Annotated in this window: 20 protein-coding genes; 12 read left to right on the forward strand and 8 right to left on the reverse strand. The window is 72.7% G+C overall.

What is annotated here, in order from left to right:
* Positions 1–110 precede the first annotated feature (110 nt).
* Positions 111–1,694 (forward strand): MDR family MFS transporter, encoded by a 1,584-nt coding sequence (locus AB0L33_RS03100; protein ID WP_365677345.1) that lies wholly within the window; start codon positions 111–113, stop codon positions 1,692–1,694.
* 57 nt (positions 1,695–1,751) lie between these two features.
* Here the strand turns inward: AB0L33_RS03100 and cseC are convergent, their stop codons facing one another.
* The 5 genes from cseC to AB0L33_RS03125 form a co-directional block, all read right to left on the reverse strand.
* Complete coding sequence (gene cseC / locus AB0L33_RS03105) at positions 1,752–3,098, reverse strand: two-component system sensor histidine kinase CseC (protein WP_365677346.1); 1,347 nt, start codon at positions 3,096–3,098, stop codon at positions 1,752–1,754.
* Positions 3,095–3,799, reverse strand: a complete 705-nt coding sequence (cseB, locus tag AB0L33_RS03110; protein ID WP_365677347.1) for a two-component system response regulator CseB — start codon at positions 3,797–3,799, stop codon at positions 3,095–3,097. Before cseB ends, cseC begins: the two co-directional genes overlap by 4 nt.
* Positions 3,800–3,809: 10 nt before the next feature.
* Positions 3,810–4,535 carry a hypothetical protein gene (locus AB0L33_RS03115; protein ID WP_365677348.1) on the reverse strand — a complete coding sequence of 242 codons (726 nt, stop codon included), beginning with the start codon at positions 4,533–4,535 and terminating at the stop codon, positions 3,810–3,812.
* On the reverse strand, positions 4,523–5,071 hold the full coding sequence (locus AB0L33_RS03120) for a SigE family RNA polymerase sigma factor (protein WP_018520495.1): 549 nt from the start codon (positions 5,069–5,071) through the stop codon (positions 4,523–4,525). Before AB0L33_RS03120 ends, AB0L33_RS03115 begins: the two co-directional genes overlap by 13 nt.
* A 304-nt stretch (positions 5,072–5,375) precedes the next feature.
* A complete protein-coding gene (locus AB0L33_RS03125) occupies positions 5,376–6,278 on the reverse strand; it encodes an A/G-specific adenine glycosylase (protein WP_365677349.1) in 903 nt (300 codons plus the stop codon).
* Between the two features lie 334 nt (positions 6,279–6,612).
* Here AB0L33_RS03125 and AB0L33_RS03130 point away from each other — a divergent pair, with 334 nt between their 5' ends.
* Complete coding sequence (locus AB0L33_RS03130) at positions 6,613–7,371, forward strand: hypothetical protein (protein WP_365677389.1); 759 nt, start codon at positions 6,613–6,615, stop codon at positions 7,369–7,371.
* Between the two features lie 34 nt (positions 7,372–7,405).
* Here the strand turns inward: AB0L33_RS03130 and disA are convergent, their stop codons facing one another.
* Positions 7,406–8,530, reverse strand: coding sequence for a DNA integrity scanning diadenylate cyclase DisA (disA, locus tag AB0L33_RS03135; protein WP_026171409.1), 1,125 nt, complete (start codon positions 8,528–8,530; stop codon positions 7,406–7,408).
* A gap of 146 nt (positions 8,531–8,676) precedes the next feature.
* Positions 8,677–10,089 carry a DNA repair protein RadA gene (gene radA, locus AB0L33_RS03140; protein WP_365677350.1) on the reverse strand — a complete coding sequence of 471 codons (1,413 nt, stop codon included), beginning with the start codon at positions 10,087–10,089 and terminating at the stop codon, positions 8,677–8,679.
* A 135-nt stretch (positions 10,090–10,224) separates the two neighbouring features.
* On the opposite strand from radA, the gene AB0L33_RS03145 reads away from it, so the two are divergent.
* On the forward strand, positions 10,225–12,075 hold the full coding sequence (locus tag AB0L33_RS03145) for a hypothetical protein (RefSeq protein ID WP_365677351.1): 1,851 nt from the start codon (positions 10,225–10,227) through the stop codon (positions 12,073–12,075).
* A gap of 26 nt (positions 12,076–12,101) precedes the next feature.
* Here AB0L33_RS03145 and AB0L33_RS03150 read toward each other — a convergent pair whose 3' ends face one another.
* The gene (locus AB0L33_RS03150) at positions 12,102–12,974 is read right to left on the reverse strand and encodes a hypothetical protein (protein ID WP_365677352.1); all 873 of its coding nucleotides are present in this window, start codon (positions 12,972–12,974) and stop codon (positions 12,102–12,104) included.
* A 41-nt stretch (positions 12,975–13,015) separates the two neighbouring features.
* Here AB0L33_RS03150 and AB0L33_RS03155 point away from each other — a divergent pair, with 41 nt between their 5' ends.
* The 9 genes from AB0L33_RS03155 to proC all read left to right on the forward strand — a co-directional run bounded on the left by AB0L33_RS03155 (position 13,016) and on the right by proC (position 21,421).
* Entirely contained in the window at positions 13,016–13,966 is a 951-nt protein-coding gene (locus tag AB0L33_RS03155) for a Ppx/GppA phosphatase family protein (protein WP_365677353.1), read from the forward strand.
* Positions 13,967–14,045: 79 nt separating this feature from the next.
* Positions 14,046–14,873, forward strand: a complete 828-nt coding sequence (locus AB0L33_RS03160; RefSeq protein WP_365677354.1) for a sugar phosphate isomerase/epimerase — start codon at positions 14,046–14,048, stop codon at positions 14,871–14,873.
* Positions 14,870–15,493: a TetR family transcriptional regulator gene (locus tag AB0L33_RS03165; RefSeq protein ID WP_365677355.1), complete on the forward strand. Its 624-nt coding sequence runs from the start codon at positions 14,870–14,872 to the stop codon at positions 15,491–15,493. Before AB0L33_RS03160 ends, AB0L33_RS03165 begins: the two co-directional genes overlap by 4 nt.
* 192 nt (positions 15,494–15,685) lie before the next feature.
* Positions 15,686–17,539 carry a dihydroxy-acid dehydratase gene (gene ilvD, locus AB0L33_RS03170; RefSeq protein ID WP_365677356.1) on the forward strand — a complete coding sequence of 618 codons (1,854 nt, stop codon included), beginning with the start codon at positions 15,686–15,688 and terminating at the stop codon, positions 17,537–17,539.
* Between the two features lie 69 nt (positions 17,540–17,608).
* Positions 17,609–18,145, forward strand: a complete 537-nt coding sequence (locus AB0L33_RS03175) for a hypothetical protein (RefSeq protein ID WP_365677357.1) — start codon at positions 17,609–17,611, stop codon at positions 18,143–18,145.
* Positions 18,146–18,176: 31 nt separating this feature from the next.
* Positions 18,177–18,959 (forward strand): class I SAM-dependent methyltransferase, encoded by a 783-nt coding sequence (locus AB0L33_RS03180; protein WP_365677358.1) that lies wholly within the window; start codon positions 18,177–18,179, stop codon positions 18,957–18,959.
* A 61-nt stretch (positions 18,960–19,020) separates the two neighbouring features.
* Positions 19,021–19,782: an ABC transporter ATP-binding protein gene (locus AB0L33_RS03185; protein WP_365677359.1), complete on the forward strand. Its 762-nt coding sequence runs from the start codon at positions 19,021–19,023 to the stop codon at positions 19,780–19,782.
* Entirely contained in the window at positions 19,779–20,537 is a 759-nt protein-coding gene (locus tag AB0L33_RS03190) for an ABC transporter permease (RefSeq protein WP_365677360.1), read from the forward strand. The genes AB0L33_RS03185 and AB0L33_RS03190 overlap by 4 nt, the downstream gene beginning before the upstream one ends.
* A gap of 74 nt (positions 20,538–20,611) precedes the next feature.
* Positions 20,612–21,421, forward strand: coding sequence for a pyrroline-5-carboxylate reductase (proC, locus tag AB0L33_RS03195; RefSeq protein WP_365677361.1), 810 nt, complete (start codon positions 20,612–20,614; stop codon positions 21,419–21,421).
* Positions 21,422–22,108 lie beyond the last annotated feature (687 nt).

Genomic DNA, 22,108 nt, shown 5'->3' on the forward strand with positions numbered 1-22,108 from the left:
TTAACTTACTTGACGCCCGGCTAGTTACGGGTCTACCTTCCTCCAGTGTAAGCAACTAGCCGGGCGGCAAGTAAGGGCCCGGTGGCAGGGTGACTGGGGAGTTGGGGAAGATGGCGGACCTGATCAAGACGGCGGACGGGAAGGCGGGCGGGCCACCGGCCACCAAGGCGGAGCCACCGGCTCCGCAGCAGCGCAGCGTCCGGGTGGTGGTGCTCGCCCTGATGATCGCCATGCTGCTGGCGATGCTCGACAACCTGATCGTCGGCACCGCGATGCCGACGATCGTCGGTGACCTCGGCGGCCTCGAACACCTCTCGTGGGTCGTCACCGCCTACACCCTGGCCACCGCCGCGTCCACGCCCATCTGGGGCAAGCTCGGCGACATGTACGGACGCAAGGGCATCTTCCTCACGTCCATCGTGATCTTCCTGATCGGCTCGGTCCTCAGCGGCATGGCCCAGGACATGGGCCAGCTGATCGGCTTCCGGGCCGTGCAGGGCCTCGGCGCCGGCGGTCTGATGGTCGGCGTCATGGCGATCATCGGCGACCTCGTGCCGCCCCGCGAGCGCGGCAAGTACCAGGGCATGATGGCCGGCGTGATGGCCATCGCCATGATCGGCGGGCCCCTCGTCGGCGGCACCATCACCGACCACCTCGGCTGGCGTTGGAGCTTTTACATCAACCTCCCGCTCGGCGCCGTCGCACTGATCATGATCACCGCGGTCCTGCACCTGCCCAAGCGGGAGCGGACCAAGCGGAACGTCGACTACCTCGGTGCCGCGCTGCTCACCGTCGGCATCACCGCGATCGTGCTGGTCACCACCTGGGGCGGTTCCGAGTACGACTGGAACTCCGCGGTCATCATGGAGCTCATCGCGATCGGCGTCGCCTCGCTGGCCGGCTTCCTCTTCGTCGAGACGAAGGCCGCCGAGCCGATCATCCCGCTCCACATATTCCGCAACCGCAACTTCACGCTCATGTCCGTGGTCGGCTTCATGGCCGGGTTCGTGATGTTCGGCGCGGTGCTGTTCCTGCCGCTCTACCAGCAGTCCGTGCAGCACGCCTCCGCGACCAACTCGGGGCTGCTGCTCCTGCCGATGCTGCTGTCCATGATGGTCGTCTCGCTCATCGCGGGCCGGGTCACCACCAGCACCGGCAAGTACAAGGTCTTCCCCATCGTGGGCTCGATCCTCATGGTCATCGGCCTCTTCCTGCTCGCGCAGATGGACACCGGCACCAGCCGCTTCACCTCCGGGCTCTACATGGCGGTGCTCGGCGCCGGCATGGGCTTCCTGATGCAGATCACCATGCTCGTCGCGCAGAACAGCGTCGAGCTGAAGGACATGGGCGTCGCCTCCTCCTCGACCACCCTGTTCCGTACGCTCGGCAGCTCCTTCGGCGTCGCCATCATGGGCGCGCTGTTCACCGGCAGGGTCCAGGACGAGATGGCGTCCCGGGGCGGCGGCGCGGCCACCGCGCACTCCGCCCAGCTGGACGCGGCGAGCCTGGCCAAGCTGCCGGGGCCGGTGCGCGAGGCGTACGAGTTCGCGGTGTCGTCCGGCACCCACATCGCGTTCCTCGTCGGCGCGTCCGTCGGCCTGGTCGCGGTCGTCGCCTCCCTCTTCGTCAAGGAGGTCCCGCTGCGGGGCGCGGGCCCCGAGGCCAAGCCCGCCCCGGCGGTCGCGGAGGTCTGACCGGCACGGCCGTACGACGAGGGCCCCGGGACACACGTCCCGGGGCTCTCGCCCGTATCAGCCGCGCGGCTCCTCCACCGGGCTCCGCTGCTCCGCGAACTGGAGCATCGGATAGCTGCCCGTGGCCGTCGGCGCGTGCTCGGGCAGCCACAGCACCGCGACCGCCCCGCCGCTGCCCTCCGCCGCGCCCTCCGGCGCCGCGTTCCGGAAGGTCAGCCGGGCCCCGAGCACCCGCGCCTGGCCCGCCGCGATCGTCAGCCCGAGACCGTGCCCGTGCCCGGCCCGGTCGGTCGACCCGGTCCGGAACCGGCTCGGCCCCTCCCGCAGCAGCGCCGCCGGGAACCCGGGCCCGTGGTCGCGGATGCGGACCACCCGGCCCTCGACCGTGACCTGCACCGGGGTCGACCCGTGCTTGGCCGCGTTGCCCAGCAGGTTGCCGAGGATGCGCTCCAGGCGGCGCGGGTCCGTGTTGACCCAGGAGTCGTGGACGACCTGGACCCGGACCTCCGGGTCCAGCAACGCCACCCGACGGCTGACGAACTCGCCGAGCGCGATCTCCTGGAGCTCGGCCCGCTCCGAGGCGCTGTCCAGCCGGGCCACCTCCAGCACGTCCTCGACCAGCGTGCGCATCGCCTGGGCCCGGTCGCGCACCAGCTCGGTCGGGCGGCCCGGCGGCAGCAGCTCGGCCGCCGTCAGCAGCCCGGTCACCGGCGTACGCAGCTCGTGCGCGATGTCCGCGGTGACCCGGCGCTCCGCCTCGATCCGCCCGTTCAGCGCGTCGGTCAGCGCGTCCACCGCACGGGCCAGCTCGTCCGTCTCGTCGCGCACGACACCGCCGACCGCGTCCCTGACCCGGACGTCCGTGTTGCCCTGGGCGACCTTCCCCGCCGCCGCGGCCGCCTTGCGCAGCCGGCGCGAGAGCTGGCCGCCGATCAGCACGCCCAGCGCGGAGCCGCCGAGGACCACCGAGACCGAGCCGATGATCAGGGCCCGGTCCAGATCGCCCATGATCGTGGTCGAGCGGTCCGCGAACCGGGTGTGCAGCGACAGCACGTTCCCGTTGCCCACCGGCACGGCCGCCCAGACGTCGGGCACCCCGCCGGAGTCGTCCACGTGCGTGGCGCGGCGGTTGCGCCGGACCTCCTCGCGCAGGCTCTTCGGCATCGTCGGGTCGTTGAGCTTCGCCCCGAACCGGGGGTCGGCCTTCTTCGTCTTCTTCGCCTCGTACAGCAGCTGCGCGTAGGTCAGCCGCTCCAGCTGGACCTCGCGGGCGTTCTCCAGCATCGAGACGCGGGCCGCGTTGTGCACCACCAGGCTCAGCGCGACCGCGATGAGCGCGCCGACCGCCGCGATGGCGATGCTGATCTTCCAGCGGACGCCCGTCCGCAGAGCGGGCCGCCTCATGCCCGGAGCTTGTAGCCGAAGCCGCGGACCGTCTCGATCCGGTCCTGGCCGATCTTCGTGCGCAGCCGCTGCACGTGGACGTCCACGACCCGGGTGTCCCCGCCCCAGCCGTAGTCCCAGACCCGTTCGAGCAGCTTGTCGCGGGAGAGCACGGTGCCGGGCGCCGAGGAGAATTCCAGGAGCAGCCGCATCTCGGTCGGCGTCAGCGCCACCTGCGCACCGCCCCTGCGGACCTCCATGCCCTCGGTGTCGACCTCCAGGTCACCGAAGACCAGCACCCCGCCGACGGCCTCCGGCTCCGGCTGCCCGCCGCCGTCCCGGCCGCCCGACGCATGGCCGAAGCGGCGCAGCACCGCCCTGATCCGGGCCACCAGGACCGCCCCGTCGAAGGGCTTGGTGACGTAGTCGTCCGCGCCGGCCTCCAGGCCGAGGACCACGTCGATCGAGTCGGCCCGCGCCGACAGCATGATCACGGGGACCGTCGACTCGTCCCGGATGCGGCGGCACAGGCTGACCCCGTCCAGGCCGGGGACCATCACGTCGAGCAGCGCGATGTCGGGCCGGTCCGCCCGGAACGCTTCGAGGCCGGCCAGCCCGTCGGGCACCGCGGTGACCGCGAAGCCGACCCGTTCCAGCGCGAGCTGGGTGGCCTCGCGGATGACGTCGTCGTCCTCGACGAACAGCACATGGGTCTCGGCCATCGGAAAGCTCTCAGTTCCTGGGCGGTTCCGTGGGCTCGGGGAGGTCCCCGTCGCCCGTGCCCACGGCTCGGTTGAAGTCGTTGCGCACCCGGTCCTCCTCGTTGAACCGGCCGCTCGCCCAGCGGTACGTGATCACCTCGTCGCCCGAGGGATAGGCGACCGAGTCCTTCTTCTCGTACACCTGGGTCGTCACGACCAGGTCGCCCCGGTCGATGGTGCCGTAGACGGCGGGCTGCTCGACGGTGAACACGTTCTCGTACGTGCCGTCGGTGCGCGGCCGGTAGACGTAGGTGCCGACCCCCACCGAATCGCCGCAGGTCATCACGTTGACCACGACGTCGGCGGACGGGCCGCCGGTGATCCTGCCGTACGAGGTGTCCACCGGATACTCGTCGCCGCTGCACGGCTTCAGGTCCATCCGGACCCGCCCGCTCACCTTCGGGTCCGCCTTCAGCAGCGCCACGGCGTCCACCCGGGGCGCGGGCTTCGCCGTGGCGGCGGCCGTCGTGCTCGGGGTGACCCGGACGACCGGCTCGGCGCCCGCCGGACCCTCGTCCCGGGTGCCCGTGCCGCCGGTGGAGCAGCTGACGGCGAACAGCCCGAAGGCGGCGAGCCCGGCCAGTGCCGCGCTGCTCGCCGCCCAGCCGGTCAGCAGGCGTCCGCTCGCGCCCGGCCTTCCCCCGCCGGTCGTGCCGATGACCGTGTCGTCGTCATCGCTGCCTGTCAGGCCGCGCACCGCTCCCGCCCCCGCTCTTCGGCGAGCCGGGCATCCCGGCTCGCCGCTTCCCTGTTCTCCAGCTCCTGGCGCAGCCGCGCCAGCGCACGGTGCAACGTGCTCTTCACCGTACCGGCCGACATGCCGAGCGCCGCGGCCGTCTCCTCCGTGCTCATCTGCTCCCAGTGTCGCAGGACGACGACACTGCGCTGCTTGGGAGCGAGCACACCCAGGATGTCCATCAGCAGGGCGCGGTCGGCGCGCTGCTCGGTGCCGTCCTCGATGCTGGCGTCGGGCAGCTGCTCGGTGGGCACCTCGTCCAGCTTGCGCGCCCGCCACCATTCGGTGCGGGTGTTGATCATGACGCGGCGCAGGTAGGCGTCGGCGAGGGACTTGTCCTCGATGCGGTCCCAGCGGCCGTAGGTCCGGGCCAGCGCGGTCTGGAGCAGGTCCTGCGCGTCCACGGGGTCCGGGACGAGGCGGCGCGCACTGCGCAGCAGCGCCTCCTGCCGGGTCCGTACGTACTCTTCAAAGCCGAGCACCTCGCCCTGCGCCATCACAACCGCCTCCATCCCCGTGGATCCCCGTAGACCACTCGTACCGCTGTCCGCCGGTGGTCGTTCCGGCTGACGTCGCAGACGCTACGGAGCGGTTGTCACGAGGCTGTGCGGGGCAGCCGTACGCGGGCGCACGGCTGTCCATCGGTTGTGTAACAGCGCGGGGAGGAGACGGACAAAGAACCCCGCGCCGGACGCGCGAAGGGCCCGTCCGCCCCGTCATTGTCACGGGACGGACGGACCCAGGGCGCCGCTGTTACGAAGGCGGGCGGACGCTGTTACGCGGGTGGGACGGGCCGGCCGCTCAGGTCAGCGGCAGCCGGTAGCGGCCGCCGGCCAGCGGCTCGACCAGGCCGTCGGCGACCAGCCCGTCCAGCGCCCGGGCGCGCTGCACCGGCTCGTCCCAGACCGCGTCGAGCGCGGCCTGCGGCACCGGGCCCACCGCGTCGCGCAGCACGGCCAGGAGCCTGCCCCGCACCTGCCGGTCCGTGCCCGCGTAGGTCTGGCCCCGGCGCGGCGGCCCCTGGTGCGCGGGCTTCCCGGCCAGCCGCCAGGCGCACTGCTCAGCGATCGGGCAGCGCGAGCAGTCCTCGTTCTTCGCGGTGCAGACGAGGGCGCCCAGCTCCATCGTGGCCGCCGCCCAGCGGGCCGCCTGCTCGTCCTCGTCGGGCAGCAGCTCCCGGGCGAGCCTGCGCTCGGCGGCCGTCGTCGCGTTCGGCGGGTACTGGATGCCGGTCGCGGCCCGTGCGAAGACCCGGCGGACGTTGGTGTCGAGGACGGCGTGACGCTGCCGGTACGCGAACGAGGCCACGGCCGCCGCCGTGTACTCGCCGATCCCGGGCAGGGCGAGGAGCTGGGCGTGCTCACTCGGTACGTCTCCGCCATGGCGTTCCGTTATCGCCTGGGCGGCCCCGTGCAGGCGCAGCGCTCGGCGCGGGTAGCCGAGCCGGCCCCAGGCGCGGACGGCTTCGCCGGGCGGCTCGGCGGCGAGATCGGCGGGGCGCGGCCAGCGGGCGAGCCACTGCTCGTACACCGGCAGGACCCGGCTCACGGGGGTCTGCTGCAGCATGAACTCGCTCACCATCACGCCCCAGGCGCCCGCTTCGGGGCGGCGCCAGGGCAGATCGCGGGCGTGCTGGTCGAACCAACCGATCACGGGGGCGTGGAGGGAGGCGGGGGGCGTCTGTGTCGCAGTCGTGGCAGTCATCGCACCATCGATCCTGACACGGCGTTCCGGTCACAGGCTCCACGCCCCGCGAGCCGTTGCGGCAACTGGCCGATGGGCCATTTGTCGGCCGGCCGGAGCCGTTGACCATGAGCAAACGTTTCGTCGCAGAGGGTCATTTCGGGGCGTCATCGGCGGCCGAACTGGCCCTCGCGGAATGATGATCCGCAAAACTTGGGGATCAAGGCGGCGGGTGGGGCGGGAGTTGGGCCGGATCTCTCGTACAGTTTGCGCCGTGGGATCTCTGCGCAATCCGATCGGTCCGCTACCCTCCAGCATCTACTGGCGACGGAGGGCGGTCGCGGCGGCCCTGGTCGTGCTGATCGCGCTGCTGATCGCATGGGCCGTCACCTCCGGTGGCGGCAGCGGGGATCACCACGACGACTCCAAGCCGCCCGGCTCCGGCCCCGCGGGCTCGATCACGCCCGGGCCCTCCGGTTCCGGCCCCGCGATCACCGAACAGCCCGGCGGAGGCGGCGAGTCGGACGGCTCCGGCGGCGGCAGCGGTGACGAGGACGGCAGTTCGGGCGGCGGTTCCGCCGGCACGGGCGGCTCCTCGGACGCCAACGGCGGTGGCCAGGACACCGGTTCGGGTTCCGCTTCCGGTTCCGTCGGCTCCGGCACGGGGGAAGGGGCGCAGGCCGCGCGTCCGGTGCCGGCCGGCTCCTCGCTCGCCGACTGCGCCGCGGGCGCGATCCGGATCGGCCTGAAGACCGAACTCAGCTACGCCCCCGACGAGAAGCCGAAGTTCCGGCTGTTCGTCACGAACACCTCGTCCACCGCCTGCAAGGCCGACGTCGGGCCGAAGAGCGCGGTGCTCACCGTCACGGAGGCGGGCGGGGAGGACGACGAGGTCTGGTCGTCCAAGGACTGCCCGCGCGACCCGAAGCCCGTACTGATCGAGGTGCCCGCCGGGACGACCGTCGTGCACACCGTGGAGTGGAACCGCGACCGCAGCGCCCCCAAGTGCGCGACGCCGCCCTCGGGCAAGGCCAGGCCGGGCACGTATCTCGTGGAGGCCAAGGCCCCGGGGAAGCCCGTGCAGCGCGCCTCGTTCGTCCTCGACAAGGACTGACCGCCGGGGCGGTGCCCCGGGGAAGCGTCCGGGCCTACACGTACCGTTCGAGGATCGAGGACTCGGCCAGCCGGGACAGGCCCTCGCGCACGCTGCGCGCCCGGGCCTCGCCGACGCCGTCCACCGTCTGGAGGTCGTCCACGCTCGCCGCGAGCAGCTTCTGCAGACCGCCGAAGTGCTCCACGAGCCGGTCGATGATCGCGCCGGGCAGCCGCGGCACCTTCGCCAGCAGCCGGAAACCGCGCGGCGACACCGCCGAGTCCAGCGTCTCGGGCGAGCCGCTGTAGCCCAGCGCCCGCGCCACGACCGGGAGTTCGAGCAGCTCCGTGTGGGTCAGCGAGTCCAGCTCGGTCAGCGCTTCCGCCACCGTGCGCGAACGCTTCGCCGTCGGCTCCGGCACGTAGTCCCGCACGACCAGCTCGCGCTCCGGCTCCACGCCCGCGATCAGCTCGTCCAGCTGGAGCGACAGCAGCCGCCCGTCCGTGCCGAGCTCCACCACGTACTCCGCGATCTCCGTCGCGATCCGGCGGACCATCTCCAGGCGCTGCGCCACCGCCGTCACGTCCCGGACGGTCACCAGGTCCTCGATCTCCAGCGCGGAGAGCGTCCCGGCGACCTCGTCCAGCCGCAGCTTGTACCGCTCCAGCGTGGCGAGGGCCTGGTTGGCGCGGGAGAGGATCGCCGCCGACTCCTCCAGGACCCGCCGCTCCCCGTTCACGTACAGCGCGATCAGGCGCATCGACTGGGAGACCGAGACCACCGGGAAATTGCACTGCTTGGAGACCCGGTCCGCCGTGCGGTGCCGGGTGCCGGTCTCCTCGGTGGGGATCGACGCGTCCGGGACCAGCTGGACACCGGCGCGCAGGATCTTCGTCATGTCCTTGTCGAGGATCAGGGCGCCGTCCAGCTTGGCCAGCTCCCGCAGCCGGGTCGCGGTGAACTCCACGTCCAGCACGAAGCCGCCCGTGCACATCGACTCGACGGTCTTGTCCATGCCGAGCACGATCAGACCCCCGGTGTTGCCGCGGAGGATGCGCTCCAGGCCGTCCCGCAGGGCCATTCCGGGCGCGACGGCGCTCAACGAGGCGCGCATCAGCGCCTCGTTGCCCGTGGTTTGGCCGGACTTTCCGGGCGATGCTGCCCGGTCGCTGGCTGCCACTGCACTCCTCCGGTCACAGGTTTGTGGTGCCCTCGTGGCCTGTCGCTACGGAGCAGGCCCAATCCGATCGAAGGACCCGGGGAGTGTCCGACACGTCCCCTGGTCCCTCGTACCGTTCGTACGGACGGGCGAGACCAGGGCAAAGTCTACCGGCGTGCGTCGTCCTCCCGGGGGGCCTGTGCGCGGGTCCGGCGCGGGAGCGCCCTGAGCGCGTCGCCCATGTCGGCCACTTCCGTCACCTTCATGCCGGCCGGGACCTTGCCCGGGTCCGGCGGGACCAGGGCGTGCGTGAACCCCAGCCGGTGCGCCTCGGCCAGCCGGCGCTGCACCCCCGTGACCCGTCTGACCTCGCCCGCGAGCCCCACCTCGCCGATCGCCACCAGGTTCTTCGGCAGGGGGGTGTCGCTCGCCGCGCTCGCCAGGGCCAGCGCGATCGCCAGGTCGGCGGCCGGCTCGGACAGCTTCACCCCGCCCACCGTCGCGCTGTAGATGTCCCGCTTGCCCAGCGAGCTGATCCGGCCCCGCTGCTCCAGGACCGCGAGCATCATCGACACCCGGGAGGTCTCCAGGCCCGACGTGGTCCGCCGGGGGGACGGGATCTGCGAGTCCACCGTCAACGCCTGCACCTCCGCGACCAGGGGCCGCTTCCCCTCCAGCGTCACGGTCAGGCAGGTGCCCGGGACCGGCTCGTCGCGCCGCGTGAGGAACAGGCCGGACGGATCGGCGAGACCCGTGATCCCCTCGTCGTGCAGTTCGAAGCAGCCGACCTCGTCGGTCGCCCCGTACCTGTTCTTGACGCCGCGCACCAGGCGCAGCCGGGCATGGCGGTCGCCCTCGAACGACAGCACCACGTCCACCAGGTGCTCCAGGAGCCTGGGTCCGGCGATCGCGCCCTCCTTGGTGACGTGGCCCACCAGCAGCGTCGACATCCCGCGCTCCTTGGAGGCCCGGATCAGCGCCCCCGCCACCTCGCGGACCTGCGCCATCCCGCCCGGCGCGCCCTCGATCTCCGGCGAGGCCACGGTCTGCACCGAGTCCAGGATCAGCAGCGAGGGCTTGACCGCGTCGAGGTGGGCGAGCACCGCCGACAGGTCGGTCTCCGCCGCCAGATACAGGTGGTCGCTGATCGCCCGGATGCGGTCGGCCCGCATCCGGACCTGGGACGCGGACTCCTCGCCCGTCACGTACAGGGTCCGGTGCTCGTCGGTCGCCGCCTTGGCCGCGACGTCGAGCAGCAGCGTGGACTTGCCGACGCCGGGCTCGCCCGCGAGCAGCACGACGGCCCCGGGCACCAGACCGCCGCCCAGCACCCGGTCCAGCTCGCCGACGCCGGTCGGCCGGGCGGTGGCCTGCCGGCTGTCCACCTGGCCGATGGGCAGCGCGGCGGTGGAGACCCGCCCCGCCGCCGTGGTCCGGACGGCGGGCGCACCGCCGAATTCCTCGACCGTCCCCCACGCCTGGCACTCGGGGCAGCGGCCGAGCCACTTCGCGGTGGTCCAGCCGCATTCGGTGCAACGGTAGGACGGCCGGTCCTTCGCGGATTTCGTACGGGCAGCCATGGCGCCACCGTATCGGTGGGGTCTGACAGCGAGGCAGGGAACGCCCGCCCCTTATCGCGCGATACGTTCACCCGTAAGGGTTAAATCTACTCAAGCGGCGCGAGCGGGTGAGGGCGCCGCGCCTACGGTCGCAAGGTGACGAGCAGCAGGCTGGAGACTCCGAGGAATACCCCCGGCGCGCACCGGGGACAGCATCGCGCGCCCCACACCTCGCACACCGCACCGAAGAAGCCGCCCGCCCGTTACGAGCCGCATCTCGACGGCCTCTTCACCTACTGCCTCTCCGTCCTCTGCGACCACGACGCCGCCACCGAGGCGCTGGGCGGCGTCCTGGCCCTGGCCGAACGACAGGGCTCCCGCTGCCCGGCCGACGAGGAGGAACGTAAAACCTGGCTGTACGCCCTGGCCAGGTGGACGTGTCTGCGCCGGCTCGGCGAGCAGCAGCGGGGCCGCCGCGCCCACCGCCGCCCCGACCCCGCCCGCCCCCCGCACCGCAGGGCCGCCGACGAGGACCGCCACGTCCCGGCGACCGCCCGCCCGGCCCGCCGAGCCGGTCGTCCCGTGCCGCCCCCGGCCCCCCGTCCCGCCGCCCCCGCGCCCGTCCCGTCCGAGAGCCCTGCCCCGGCGGACAGCGCCCCCGCGGCCGAGGCGCACCGCCGGGAGCTGGCCCAGCTGGCCTGGCCCGAGGCCGCCGGCACCACACCGGAGCAGCGCGAGGCCCTGGAGCTCGCCGTCCGGCACGGCCTGGCCCCGCGCGCCGTGGCCGCCGTCCTCGGCCTGGACCCCACCGCCGCCCGCGAGCTGCTGGCCGGTGCCGCCTGCGAGGTCGAGCGGACCCGCGCCGCCCTCGCCGTCGTGGAAACGGGCAACTGCCCCACGGCCGCCCGGCTCACCGGCGACCACCGCGCACTGCTCTCGCCCACGCTCCGCCGCGAGCTCGTCCGGCACGTGGACGACTGCCCGCGCTGCCGCCGCGCCGCCGAACGCGCCGGGGCCGAGGGCCCCTGGCCCGGGAAGACGGTGACCCCGGCCGCCGTGCTGCCGGTCGTGGAGGCCCCGCGGCCGTCCGCGTACGTGGCCATGCTGCACGCGCAGAAGCACCAGAAGAATCGGTCCGCCACACCGCGCTTCGACCGCACCGGCTTCCCCATGGACCCCAAGGACCACGCCGCGCGCCGCGACCGGATGCGCTCCCGGGTCATGACGACGACGGTCGTCGCCACCGTGGTCGCCGCCCCCGTCATCGCCCTGTGGTCCGCCTACCGGGGCGCGCCCCTGACCGGCGAGGGCCGCGACGGCTCGGCGGTCAGCGCGGCCGACAGGGAGACCGGTGGCGCCGAGACCCCGTACGCCCCCTACGAGAACGCCGGCAACGCCCGCCCGGACTCCGGCTCCCGCTTCACCGGCAAGGACTCCCTGCCGGAGGTCTCCGCGGAGGTCATCAGCAAGGGCGCCGACCCCTCCCGCGACCCCGCAGCGCCCGGCGAGGGCCGGCTCACCGTACGGACCGGCACCGCCGGCTCCGCGACCCTGATCACCCTCACCGCTTCGGACGCCGGACCGGTCTCCTGGTCCGCCGCCACCGACCGGCCCTGGGTGAGCCTGAGCCGTACCTCCGGGAAGCTCCCGGCCGGCGGCAGCGTCACGATCCGCGCCCTCGTGGACCGCGCGCGGCAGCCCGCCGGGCCCTGGACCGCCCACCTCACCGTCGCCCCCTCGGGCGCGGTCATCGCCCTGCACGGCTACGGGGCCAAGGCGCCCACCCCCGGCGCCGAGCCGCGCGGGCTCGAGCCGCGCCCGGTCCCGCCGAGGTCCGGCCCGCCGGACCCGGAACCCACCCCCGACCCGTCGACCCCGACGCCGGACCCCTCCACCCCGACCCCGACGCCGACGGAGCCCGAGCCGAGCCCCACCCCGGAGCCGACCGGCTCCTCCGGACCGCCCGCCCCGCCGAAGGGCCCGAGCACCCCGCCGCCCGCGGACTGACCGTGCGGCCCGATCCGGGTAGGGCCCTACGCCGGGTCGGCCGGGTGCGGAGCCATCGGCAGCAGCGAGGCGAGCCGCTGCTCGCAGAGGCCGGTCAGCGTGGCGTACGCCTCATTGCCCATCAGCTCGATGAGCTCCGGCCGGTACGTCACGTACACCGGCTCGCCGGCCCCGTGCGCCGAGGTCGCCGACGTGCACCACCAGTGCAGGTCGTGGCCGCCCGGGCCCCAGCCCCGCCGGTCGTACTCGCCGATCGACACCTGGAGCACCCGGGTGTCGTCGGGCCGGTCGATCCACTCGTACGTACGCCGTACGGGCAGCTGCCAGCACACGTCCGGCTTGGTCTCCAGTGGCTCCCTGCCCTCCCGCAGCGCCAGGATGTGCAGCGAGCAGCCCGCCCCCGCCGGGAAGCCCGGCCGGTTCTGGAAGATGCACGAGCCCTGCCAGCGACGCGTCTGGCGGTCGCCGTCCTCGTCGGTCTGGGTCCAGCCCGTCTCCGTACCCACGTCGTGGAACTGCCACAGCTCGGGAGTGAGGCGGGCGACATGACCGGCCACGCGCTTCTCGTCGTCCTCGTCCGAGAAATGGGCGCCCAGCGTGCAGCAGCCGTCGTCCGCGCGGCCCGCCTGGATGCCCTGGCAGCCGCTGCCGAAGATGCACGTCCACCGGGACGTCAGCCAGGTCAGGTCGCAGCGGAAGACCTGCTCGTCGTCGGCGGGGTCGGGGAACTCCACCCAGGCGCGCGCGAAGTCGAGCTCCGTCTCGTCGGAGGGGTCCGGCTCCGCGGCCGGGGTGTGCATCTCCACCTTCTCGACATGCTTGATGTCCTGCGGGGTCTCCGCCTCGACGTCCCGCTTCTTCGTGGCTTTGCCCGGCTTCGCCTTTTTCGTCTTTGGCACGGGCCCAGAGTAAGTGCCCCGCCCGCAGTAGCGTGCCCTGCATGAGACTCGGAGTCCTCGACGTGGGGTCGAACACGGTTCATCTGCTGGTGGTGGACGCCCACCCCGGCGCCCGCCCGCTGCCCGCGCACTCGCACAAGGCCGAGCTGCGTCTCGCCGAACTCCTCGACGGGGACGGCGCGATCGGCCCGCTCGGCGTGGACCGGCTGGTCGGGACGATTGCGGGCGCGCTCGAAGCCGCCGAGGACAAGGGCTGCGAGGACGTCCTCGCCTTCGCCACCTCCGCGGTGCGCGAGGCGAGCAACGCCGACCAGGTCCTGGAGCGGGTACGGGAGGAGACGGGCGTCGACCTCGCGGTCCTCAGCGGTACGGAGGAGGCCCGGCTCACCTTCCTCGCGGCCCGCCGCTGGTACGGCTGGTCGGCGGGCAAGCTGCTCGTCCTCGACATCGGCGGCGGCTCGCTGGAGATCGCGTACGGCATGGACGAGGAACCGGCCGCCGCGGTCTCGCTGCCGCTGGGCGCCGGACGCCTCACCGCCGGCTGGCTGCCGGGCGACCCGCCGGACCCGGCCGAGGTCAAGGCGCTGCGCCGGCACGTACGGGCGCGCATCGCCCGCAGCGTCGGCGACTTCGCCCGCATCGGCCGCCCGGACCACGTGGTGGCCACCTCCAAGACGTTCAAGCAGCTCGCCAGGATCGCGGGCGCGGCGCGCTCCGCCGAGGGCCAGTACGTGCCGCGCACCCTCAGCCGCAAGGCGCTGGAGGAGTGGGTGCCGAAGCTGGCCGCGATGACCACCGAGGAGCGCGGGACGCTGCCCGGCGTGTCCGAGGGGCGGGCGGCGCAGCTGCTGGCCGGGGCGCTGGTCGCGGAGGGCGCGATGGACCTGCTCGACGTGGACGAGCTGGAGATCTGCCCGTGGGCGCTGCGCGAGGGAGTGATCCTGCGCCGCCTGGACCACCTGCCGTCGGGCGGCGAGGCGGCGCTGGACTGAGGGGCGGGCCTGTGGTGCGGCTTCTCACTTTCCGCCGCTCTCCCTCGGCGGGGCGCACCACTGCCCGTACGCTGTCTGCGTGGCAGAACCAGTGGTGCGCGTCCCGGATGCGAAGGTCGCCCTGTCGACGGCCTCGGTCTATCCGGAGTCGACGGCGACGGCCTTCGAGATCGCCGCGCGCCTCGGCTACGACGGCGTCGAGGTCATGGTCTGGACCGACCCGGTCAGCCAGGACATCGAGGCGCTGCGCCGGCTCTCCGACTACCACCAGGTGCCGATACTCGCCGTTCACGCCCCGTGTCTGCTGATCACCCAGCGGGTCTGGTCGACCGATCCGTGGGTGAAGCTCCAGCGGGCCCGCGCCGCCGCCGAGAAGCTGGGCGCGTCGACGGTCGTCGTGCACCCCCCGTTCCGGTGGCAGCGCAACTACGCCCGGGACTTCGTCAGCGGAATCTGGCGGATGGCCGACGAGACGGACGTCCGGTTCGCCGTCGAGAACATGTACCCGTGGCGCTACCGGGACCGCGAGATGCTCGCGTACGCCCCCGACTGGGACGTCACCAACGACGACTACCGGCACTTCACGGTGGACCTGTCGCACACCGCCACCGCGCGCACGGACGGCCTGGCGATGGTGGACCGGATGGGCGACCGGCTGGCCCACGTCCACCTGGCCGACGGCAAGGGCTCCAACAAGGACGAGCACCTGGTGCCCGGCCGGGGCGACCAGCCCTGTGCGGAACTGCTGGAGCGGCTGGCCGGTTCCGGCTTCGGCGGGCACGTGGTCATCGAGGTCAACACCCGCCGCGCGATGTCGACCGCCGAACGCGAGACCGACCTCGCCGAGGCGCTCGCCTTCACCCGGCTCCACCTCGCCGCGTCCACCGAGCGCGCCCCCCGCCCATGACCCCGGACGCACCGGCCCCCAAGCGCCGGGGCCGCCCCGCCCGCGCCGCGTCGGACACCGGCCCGGACGCGCGCACCCGCATCCTGGAGGCCGCCCGCACGGAGTTCGCCGAGCGCGGGTACGACAAGACCTCGGTCCGGGCCATCGCCCGCGCGGCCGGCGTCGACCCCGCGCTGGTCCACCACTACTTCGGTACGAAGGACGAGGTCTTCGCCGCCGCGATCGAGCTGTCCTTCGAGCCCGCCCTGCTCGTGCCGGCCGTCCTCGAAGGCGACACCGTGGACGTGGGCGAACGCCTGGCCCGCGCCTTCATCGGCATCTGGGAGAACCCGGCGACCCGGGCCCCCCTCCTCGCGGTCCTCCGCTCCGCCCTCACCCACGAGGCCGCCGCGAAGGTCCTCCGGGGCTTCGTACTGCGCCGCCTGCTGGAGCGCGTGGCGGCGGGCCTGGACATCCCGGACGCGACGTTCCGCGCGGAGCTCGCGGCGTCGCACATGGTGGGGATCGCGATACTGCGGTACGTACTGGAGGCCGAGCCGCTGGCGTCCGCGCCGCCGGAGAAGATCGTCGCGATGGTGGCCCCCACGCTGCAGCGCTACCTGACGGAGCCGTCCGCGTAGGAGAACCAGCCCCGCCGGCGTTTGAGGCGCGGGGTCCGGGGCGGAGCCCCGGTTCCGGGAAGGGGCGGGCAGGGGAACAGGCCCGCCGCAGGCGCCCCCCAGCGCTTCCGCATAGCGGACACCCGGTCCACATCCTGGCACCGACGGCGTACGCTCGAGAACAGTCTTCAACGCAGAAGGAGCGACAAGACGATGCCCACGCTGAGGTCCCGCACAGTCACCCACGGCCGCAACATGGCGGGCGCCCGCGCCCTTATGCGCGCCTCCGGGGTACCCGGCGCGGACATCGGCCGGAAGCCGATCATCGCCGTCGCCAACAGCTTCACGGAGTTCGTGCCGGGCCACACGCACCTGGCCCCCGTCGGCCGGATCGTCAGCGAGGCGGTCACCGCCGCCGGAGGCATCCCGCGCGAGTTCAACACGATCGCCGTGGACGACGGCATCGCCATGGGCCACGGCGGCATGCTCTACAGCCTCCCCTCTCGCGACCTCATCGCGGACAGCGTGGAGTACATGGTCGAGGCACACTGCGCCGACGCCCTGATCTGCATCTCCAACTGCGACAAGATCACCCCGGGCATGCTCAACGCGGCCCTGCGCCTGAACATCCCGACCGTCTTCGTCTCCGGCGGCCCGATGGAGTCGGGCCGCGCCACGCTGGTCGACGGCACGGTGCGCACGCTCGACCTGGTCGACGCGATGTCGGAGGCGGTCAACGACAAGATCTCCGACGAGGACATCCTCCGCATCGAGGAGAACGCCTGTCCCACCTGCGGCTCCTGTTCCGGCATGTTCACCGCCAACTCGATGAACTGCCTGACCGAGGCCATCGGCCTCTCCCTCCCGGGCAACGGCTCGGTCCTGGCCACCCACACCGCCCGCAAGGCGCTCTACGAGAACGCCGCCCGCACGGTGCTGGACCTGACCCGCCGCTACTACGAGCAGGACGACGAGTCGGTCCTGCCCCGCAACATCGCCACCGCCGCGGCCTTCGAGAACGCCATGGCGCTGGACATCGCGATGGGCGGCTCCACCAACACGATCCTGCACCTGCTGGCCGCCGCCCAGGAGGCGGAGGTCTCCTACGGCCTCACCGAGATGGACGCCCTGTCGCGCCGCGTCCCGTGCCTGGCCAAGGTCGCCCCGAACGTCGCCAAGGACCGCACGTACTACATGGAGGACGTGCACCGCGCGGGCGGCATCCCGGCCCTCCTCGGCGAACTGCACCGCGGCGGCCTGCTCAACGAGGACGTGCACTCCGTGCACAGCCCCTCCCTGGCCGACTGGCTGAAGACCTGGGACGTGCGCGGCGGCTCCCCCTCCCAGGAGGCCGTGGAACTGTGGCACGCGGCCCCCGGCTGCGTCCGCTCCGCCGAGGCGTTCTCCCAGTCCGAGCGCTGGGAGGCCCTGGACCAGGATGCCGAGGGCGGCTGCATCCGCTCCGTGGAGCACGCCTACTCCAAGGACGGCGGCCTCGCCGTCCTGCGCGGCAACCTCGCCGTGGACGGCTGCGTCGTGAAGACGGCGGGCGTCGACGAGTCCATCTGGACCTTCGAGGGCCCGGCCGTCGTCTGCGAGTCGCAGGAGGAGGCCGTCCAGAAGATCCTCACCCAGCAGGTCAACGAGGGCGACGTCGTCGTCATCCGCTACGAGGGCCCCAAGGGCGGGCCGGGCATGCAGGAGATGCTCTACCCGACCTCGTACCTGAAGGGCCGCGGCCTCGGCAAGACCTGCGCCCTGATCACGGACGGCCGGTTCTCCGGCGGCACGTCGGGCCTGTCCATCGGCCACGCCTCGCCCGAGGCGGCCTCCGGCGGCGCGATCGCGCTGGTCGAGGACGGCGACCGCATCCGGATCGACATCCCGAACCGCTCGATCGACCTCCTGGTCCCCGACGAGGAGCTGGCCGCCCGCCGCGAGGCCCTGAACGGCGTGTACGCGCCGAAGAACCGCGACCGCAAGGTCTCGGCCGCCCTCCGCGCGTACGCCGCGATGGCGACCAGCGCCGACCGGGGCGCCGTCCGCGACGTCTCGAAGCTGGGCTGACCCGGCCGTGCCGGAGGGCCGTACGCACGGCCCTCCGGCCGCCGCCGCACCTGCGGGATAATCGACCCCGTGAGCGAGAACAGCGAGACCCCCGGAAGCGCGACCCCCGGCCCGGCCGGGCCCGCGACCCCGCAGGGCCCACAGCCCGAGCCCATCCGCTTCTTCGGGACCACGTGGGTCGCCCACGACGGCCACTACGGCCTGCGCCGCGCCGGAGCCGCCGTCGGCTCCCTCCTCGCCGCCGCCGCAGCCTGCTTCGTCCTGCGCTTCGCCTACCAGGGCCTGGAGATCGCCGACGTCGGCGGCTTCGTCGGCGTGCTGGTCATCGCGATGTTCGCCATCTGCAGCGCGGTCGCCTTCCGCAAGACCTGGGAGGGCTTCGGCCGCCGCCCCGCCGACCCGGCCCGCGAGGAGAACCTGCGCGGCCTGAAGGCCATCGGCTTCGTCGGCGCCCTGCTCGCGTACTTCTTCCGTACGTTCACCGAGGCGCCCGGCGAGAAGCTGAGGCGTACGGAGTACGAGGAGGCCGTCGCCCGGTACGCGAAGCGCCGCGCCGCCCGCACCGGCAACCCGGCCGCCCGCAAGAAGAAGGGCCGCCGCGGCTGACGCGTCCCGGGCCGCCCGGCACGATGGCCGCATGACCACGACTCACTCACCGGATGCGGTCCCGGGCCCCTCGCGCGCCCTGTCCTTCGACCGCGCCGCCGCGCAGTACGCCGCCGCCCGCCCCAGCTACCCGGACGCGCTGTTCGACGCCGTCGAGGACATCGCCGGACGCCCCCTGCGCGGTGCCCGCGCCCTGGACGTGGGCGCGGGCACCGGCATCTCGACCCGCCGCCTCCTCGACCGCGGCGCCCGCGTCGTCGCCGTCGAGCCCGGGCCGGGCATGGCCGCCGAGCTGCGCCGGGGCCTCCCGGACGTCCCGCTCGTACGGGGCGACGGCAACCGGCTCCCGTTCGCGACCGCCTCGGCCGACCTGATCACGTACGCCCAGTCCTGGCACTGGACCGATCACGCCCGCTCCGCCGCCGAGGTCCGGCGCGTCCTGCGGCCGGGCGGCACGCTCGCCCTCTGGTGGAACGTCACCGACAACACGGTCCCGTGGCTGGTCGCCCAGGAGGAACGGCTCGTCCGGTTCTTCGGCGTCGGCCCGGAGCAACTGGGCCCCAGGCGCTCGGCCGTCCGGGACCGCGACCTGCCCCCGGACCTGGCCTTCACCTACCGCCGCGTCCCGTGGACCCGGCGCGTGCCCCTCGCCACCCACCTCGACAACCTCGGCAGCCACTCCGTGTTCCTGACCGCCGACGACGACGCGACCCGGAGCTTCCTCGCCGAGGAGCGGGCCCGGCTCCTGACGGAGTTCCCCGACGGCACGGTGGAGGAGGCGTACGTCGTCGAGCTGCACGCGGCCGTGCGCTGAACCGGGCCGCATCCGCCCGGTCCCTTGACGGCGGCGGTCCCGCGGAGCCAATATTCATCACATGATGAATTCTTCGGGCGTCGCCGTCGAGGCCCGTGGCCTCACCGTCCAACGAGGCAGCCGCACGGTCCTCAAGGGCCTCGACTTCACCGTCGAACCCGGCAGGATCACCGGCCTCCTCGGCCCCTCCGGCTGCGGCAAATCCACCCTCATGCGCGCCGTCGTCGGCACCCAGGCCAAGGTCACCGGCACCCTCCAGGTCCTCGGCAGCCCCGCAGGACACCCCTCCCTCCGCCCCCGCGTCGGGTACGTCACCCAGGCGCCCTCCGTCTACACCGACCTCACCGTCCGCCAGAACCTCGACTACTTCGCGGCGATCCTCCAGCCCGGCCGCGCCCACCGCGCCGCCCGCCACGAGGCCGTCACCCGCGCGCTCACCGAGGTCGACCTGACCAGCCACGAGGACGCCCTCGCCGGCAACCTCTCCGGCGGCCAGCGCACCCGCGTCTCCCTGGCCGTCGCCCTCCTCGGCACCCCGGACCTGCTCGTCCTGGACGAACCGACCGTCGGCCTCGACCCGGTCCTGCGCCGCGACCTGTGGCAGCTCTTCCACACCCTCGCCGTCGAACGCGGCACCGCGCTCCTCATCTCCTCCCACGTCATGGACGAGGCCGAGCGCTGCCACCGCCTCCTCCTCATGCGCGAGGGCGAGATCCTCGCCGACGACACCCCGGACGCCCTGCGCACCGCGGCCGGTACCGACACCGTCGAAGCGGCCTTCCTCCACCTGGTCGACGCAGCCCGCAAGGAGAACGCCCGATGAGCAGCACGACAGCCCCCCTGAGCCCGGCCCGCACCTTCGCCACCGCCGCCCGCGTCCTGCGTCAGCTCACCCACGACCCCCGTACGGTCGCGCTGCTCCTGCTGATCCCGGTCCTCCTGATCACCCTCCTGCGCTACGTCTTCGACGGCAGCCCGCAGACCTTCGACTCGACCGGCGCCTCCCTGCTCGGGATCTTCCCGCTCATCACGATGTTCCTGGTGACGTCGATCGCCACCCTGCGCGAACGCACCTCCGGCACCCTGGAACGCCTGCTCTCGATGCCGCTCGGCAAGGGCGACCTCATCGCGGGGTACGCGCTCGCCTTCGGCGCGGTCGCCGTCCTCCAGTCGCTCCTGGCCACCGCCCTGTCGGTGTGGGCCCTCGGCCTGGACGTCATGGGGTCGCCGTGGCTGCTGCTCCTGGTCGCCCTGCTCGACGCGCTGCTCGGCACCGCGCTCGGGCTGTTCGTCTCGGCGTTCGCGGCCTCCGAGTTCCAGGCCGTGCAGTTCATGCCCGCGGTGATCTTCCCGCAGCTGCTCCTCTGCGGCCTCTTCATCCCGCGCGACCAGATGGCCCCGTTCCTGGAGGCCCTCTCGAACGTGCTGCCGATGTCGTACGCCGTGGACGGGATGAACCAGGTGCTCCACCACACCGACGTCACCGGGGACTTCGTCCGGGACGTCCTCGTCGTGGCGGGCTGTGCCCTGCTCGTCCTGGCCCTCGGGGCGGCCACCCTCCGCCGCCGCACCGCGTGACGGGGCGGTGCGAAGATGGCGCCGACGAGCACTGAGCACCGCGCACATCGAGCACCGCCCGGAGGGTGAACGGCATGACCCAGACAGTTGCAGTCCTCGGTACCGGCAAGATCGGTGAGGCCCTGCTCAGCGGGATGATCCGGGCCGGCTGGCGCCCGTCGAACCTGCTGGTCACCACCCGCCGCGCGGACCGGGCCGCCGAACTGCGCGACCGTTACGGCGTGGACGCGGTCACCAACGCGGAGGCCGCCGAGCGGGCCGACATCCTCATCCTCGCGGTCAAGCCCCAGGACATGGGCCGCCTCCTGGACGAGCTCGCCCCGCACCTGACCGCGGACCGCCTGGTCATCAGCGCGGCGGCCGGCATCACGACCGCGTTCATCGAGGACCGCCTCGCCGCCGGCACCCCGGTCGTCCGCGTCATGCCGAACACCCCCGTCCTGGTGGACGAGGGCATGTCCGTCATCTCGGGGGGCAGCCACGCCACGGGGGAGCACCTCGCCTCGACGGACGCCATCTTCAAGGGGGTCGGCAAGACCCTGCGCGTCCCCGAGTCCCAGCAGGACGCGGCCACCGCCCTCTCCGGCTCGGGCCCGGCGTACTTCTACTTCCTGGTCGAGGCGATGACGGACGCCGGCATCCTGCTCGGCCTGCCGCGCGCCCAGGCCCATGACCTCATCGTCCAGGCCGCGATCGGCGCCGCCGTGATGCTCCGGGACAGCGGCGAGCACCCGGTCAAGCTCCGTGAGGCCGTCACCAGCCCGGCCGGCACCACCATCAGCGCCATCCGCGAGCTGGAGAACCACGGTGTACGCGCGGCCCTCATCGCCGCACTCGAAGCGGCCCGCGACCGCAGCCGCGAGCTGGCCTCCGGCAACGGCTGACACCCCCGCGTCGGCCCCGGTCACCCCGGGGTTGACACGCCCCCTCCCGATCCGTAGTGTGCTCCGAGTTGTCCGACGTGAGCGCCGACCAAGGTTGGTCCCCGGACAGCCATTCCGCAGTAACCACAACGAGCACGCGACAGCTGTCGCATGTCTTGGTGCGCGTTTATGCGAAATGAGGAATCCGCGTTCGAAGGAGCGCGACCCCGATTAGCGTCGGGGCCCCGGATTCCGCTAATGTCTCACTCGTCGGAACGGCCCAACGGCCGGGAAGACAACCCCCGCTGACTGGGAATCAGGCCCGAAAGGATCTGATAGAGTCGGACTCGCCGGAAAGGGAAACGCGAAAGCGACGAACTGGAAAGCGAAACCCGCTTCGACCGGGAATCGGACACGAAAGAGTCTGATAGAGTCGGAAACGCAAGACCGAAGGGAAGCGCCCGGAGGAAAACCCGAAAGGGTGAGTACAAAGGAAGCGTCCGTTCCTTGAGAACTCAACAGCGTGCCAAAAGTCAACGCCAGATATGTTGATACCCCGGCCTGCTTCGGCAGGTTGGAGGTTCCTTTGAAAGCCCTGCCAGGTCACTGACTTGGTAGGCAAAAACACAGCGAGGACGCAGTGGACGACGGGTCATATTCCGACCTGGTTGTTCCGCTCTCGTGATGTGTTCCCCGATTACGGGAAAA

It is taken from the genome of Streptomyces sp. NPDC052299 (assembly GCF_040679335.1).
GTDB lineage: Bacteria > Actinomycetota > Actinomycetes > Streptomycetales > Streptomycetaceae > Streptomyces.